We start from the raw sequence: 3,555 nt of genomic DNA on the forward strand, positions 1-3,555 counted from the left end.
CCAGACTCCCGCCCCGCCGCCCAGTGCTCCCGCCTCCGGTGCCCCGGCCTCAGACGCCGCGACCCCGGGCAGTGAGGGCCAGACCGGCGATGCGCCGGTGCTGCTGGACGCGCAGTTCCGCCGCGTCCTGGAACAGGTTGCCGGTGCCGTCGATGCAGGAGACGCTGCCAAGGACGCCGCCAAGCTGGCGCCGCGGGTGGCCAAGTCCGAACTCCAGGTGCGCACACAGAACTACAAGATCCGCTCGCAGGTCGGTTCCTACGAGGCCCGCATGCCTGTCCGCTCCACCAAGCTGCTGACCACGGTGGTCACCAACAAGCGCAGCTGGCCGCGCTCGGTCATGGCCGTGACGCAGGGCGAGGGCAACGTCGTCCCGCAGCTGCTGACCCTGACCCAGGACTCCCCGCGGGATAACTACAAGCTGGTCAGCAGCACCCCGCTGCAGCCGGGTGCCACCTTCCCGGGGATCGGCAGGGCCGGTACGGAGACGCTGGCGCCCGCGGACAAGACCGGGCTCGCGTACAGCGGCGACGAAGCCCTCGCCGGGCTCGGTGACCGCCTGACCAAGGCCGACTCCACCTTCAAGGACAAGCTCGTCGAAGGCCAGTCCTCCCCGTACATCGCGGACACCCTCGCCTACCAGGCCGACGTCGTCAAATCAGGCGTCAACGGCACCTTCGCCTTCACGCACAAGGCGGCCGCGGACAACACTGTCGTGTTCCGAACCGCTGACGGCGGGGCCTTGGTGCTGGGACGGCTGAACTTCTCGTTCGACGGCACTCCGAAGGCTGACGGGGACAAGCTCACCATCGGCGACGACGCGGCCGCCCTGGCCGGCGGCAAGGAGACCAGCACCGGCATGGTGCTGGACTTCGCAGAGTCCGTGGCTGTCTATGTTCCGCCGGCCGGTTCCACGGACCCGATGAAGCTCGTGGCCGCCACCCGCGGCCTGGTCGGGGCGTCCTTCAAGTAGCCTTCGCCGGCGGGCATGGTGGCGCCGGGCGGGACTTCAATGGCTAGAGTGGAGCTATGACTACGCCAGCTTCCCGCCCGGTCCCGCCAGTTGCCGCCAGCCCGCTGAACCTGCGCGGCGCCGTCGATCTCTCCGCCCTGAAACAGCGGCCGGCACCGAGTTCTCCGGGACCTGCCCGTCCCGGCGCCGCAGCCCCCGGCCCGGCGGGGTCCGCCGATTCTGCCGGTGCCCCGGCGGCCCCGGCATCCGGCCCGGCCGACCACGCAGGCCGGCCGTTGCGCGTGGATGTGACCGAGGGCAACTTCCAGGAGCTCGTGGACCTCTCGGCCCAGGTGCCTGTGGTGATCGCCCTCTGGGCCTCCTATTCGCCAGGCTCCGGCCAGCTGGTGGACGTCCTTGAAGGCATCGTCGAGAGCTACGACGGCCGGCTGGTCCTCGGGGCCGCGGACATCGACGTGTTCCCGGAACTTGCCCAGGCGTTCCAGGTGCAGGCCGTGCCGACCGCCGTCGCGGTGGTCAAAGGCCAGCCCGTGCCGCTCTTCCAGGGAGGCGCGGACGAACAGCAGGTACGCAGCCTGTTCGATGAACTTCTCAAGGTCGCGGCCACCAACGGCGTGACCGGACGGATCGGCGCCGGCGGCCCGGTTGGCGCGGAACCGGAGGCGCCGCCGCTGCCGCCGCTGCACCAGGCGGCGTTCGATGCGATCGAGGCCGGCGACTACGCGGCCGCGGCCGCCGCCTACCGGCAGGCCCTGAACGAGATGCCCGCCGACGCGGAGGCCAAGGCCGGCCTGGCGCAGGTGGAACTGATGGATCGCCTGCAGGCCCTCTCCGGGCCCGAGGCAGATGCCCTGCGCCGGCTCGCGGCCGACGAACCGGACAACCTCGAGGCCCAGCTCGGGGTTGCGGACCTGGATATCGCCGGCGGCCACATCGAGGACGGCCTTGGCCGGATCGTGACGTTCATTGGCCGCAACTTCGGCCCGGAACGGGAGACCGCCCGGGTCCGGCTGCTTGAACTCTTCGACGTCGTCGGCACCGGCGACGAGCGCGTCGCCAAGGCCCGCCAGGGGCTGGCCCGGGTGCTGTTCTAGTGGGATCGGCACTCTTTGCGCCGCTGGATCTAAGGTCACTGCGGCTGCAGCACCGTGGCTGGGTGTCCCCGATGTGCCAGTACAGCTGCGACCCCGAAACGGGCGAGGGCGTGCCCACAGACTGGCACCTGATGCATCTGGGCTCCTTTGCCACCGGGGGAGCGGCCCTGGTCCTCACCGAGGCCAACGCCGTCAACGCCGCGGGCAGGATCAGCCCCCGCGACGCCGGACTCTACAACGACGACCAGGCCGCGGCCTGGGAACGCATCACCGCCTTCGTGCACCGCCACGGCACCGCGGAGACCAAGATCGGCACCCAGCTGGCGCACGCCGGCCGGAAAGCGTCCTCCTACTGGCCGTTCTCCGGCAAGGTGGGCAGCGTGCCGGCGTCCGAGGGCGGCTGGGACACCGTGGGTCCTGGCACCGGCGCATTCGACGGCTACGCGCCGCCGTCGGCCATGACGGAAGCGCAGATCGACGGCGTGATCGCCGATTTCGCCGCGTCCGCCGTGCGGGCCGTCGATGCCGGGTTCGACACGATCGAAATCCATGGCGCGCACGGCTACCTGCTGCACCAGTTCCAAAGCCCGCTGGTCAACGACCGCACGGACCGCTGGGGCGGGGACGAGGCGGGCCGGAACCGATTGACGCTTGCCGTGGTGGACGCCGTCCGCGCCGTCATCCCGGACTCCATGCCCCTGCTGCTGCGGATCTCGGCCTCGGACTGGGCGCCGGGCGGGATCGAGGCCGACGCCTCGGTCCGGATGGCTGCTGCCGCCGCCGAGCGCGGGGTGGACCTGGTGGACGTTTCCAGCGGCGGGGCCGTGGCCCACCAGCAGATTCCCGTAGGCCCGGGCTACCAGACCGGGTTCTCCGCACGGATCCGGCGCGAAACCGGGGTCAGGACCGGCACGGTGGGACTCCTGACGTCCGCCGGGCAGGCCGAACACGCGGTGGCCACCGGCCAGGCGGACGGCGTGTTCATTGCCCGTGCCGCCCTGCGGGATCCGCACTGGTGGCTGCGGGCCGCGTTTGAGCTCGGCCATGACCTCGCGTGGCCGCCGCAGTACGAGCGCGCCATGCCCCGGCATTCGTTCTAGAACCGGCATCCATTCCAGAACCGGCATTTATTCCAGAAACAGCTGCGCGGTTCCCGCGAGTGAAAACGTACGCCTTGCGGACTATCCTTTTCGCGCCGTCCGGCGGTTAGTCTGGCGTCATGACATTCCAACCCCCTGGCCAGCAGGGACAGCCAGCCCCGCCCGGTCCGTCTTCGCCGCCGGCGGCTGTCCTGCAGGTGCCTGCCTTGTCCCTGCTTGGCCTCGCCAAGCGCTTCGGCGACAAAATCGCCGTCGATGGCATCAGCCTGGACGTTCCGGCCGGGTCCTTCTACGGGGTGGTCGGGCCCAACGGCGCCGGTAAGACCACCACCCTGTCGATGGCGACCGGCTTGCTGCGCCCGGACTTCGGCACCGCGCTGGTCCACGG

At 70.7% G+C, this 3,555-nt stretch carries 3 protein-coding genes and 1 pseudogene; all 4 read left to right on the forward strand.

Translation table 11 applies throughout. The features are described from left to right. A pseudogene (locus tag LQV45_RS21020) lies at window positions 1–973 on the forward strand (hypothetical protein); the annotation flags it as partial. A gap of 56 nt (window positions 974–1,029) precedes the next feature. Continuing rightward, window positions 1,030–2,067 (forward strand): tetratricopeptide repeat protein, encoded by a 1,038-nt coding sequence (locus LQV45_RS21025; protein WP_230008675.1) that lies wholly within the window; start codon window positions 1,030–1,032, stop codon window positions 2,065–2,067. Next, the gene (locus tag LQV45_RS21030) at window positions 2,067–3,167 is read left to right on the forward strand and encodes an NADH:flavin oxidoreductase/NADH oxidase (protein WP_230008676.1); all 1,101 of its coding nucleotides are present in this window, start codon (window positions 2,067–2,069) and stop codon (window positions 3,165–3,167) included. Before LQV45_RS21025 ends, LQV45_RS21030 begins: the two co-directional genes overlap by 1 nt. Before the next feature lie 119 nt (window positions 3,168–3,286). Continuing rightward, on the forward strand, window positions 3,287–3,555 hold a 269-nt coding region (locus LQV45_RS21035), incomplete at its 3' end, for an ATP-binding cassette domain-containing protein (protein ID WP_230008677.1).

It is taken from the genome of Microbacterium sp. Bi128 (assembly GCF_918698205.1).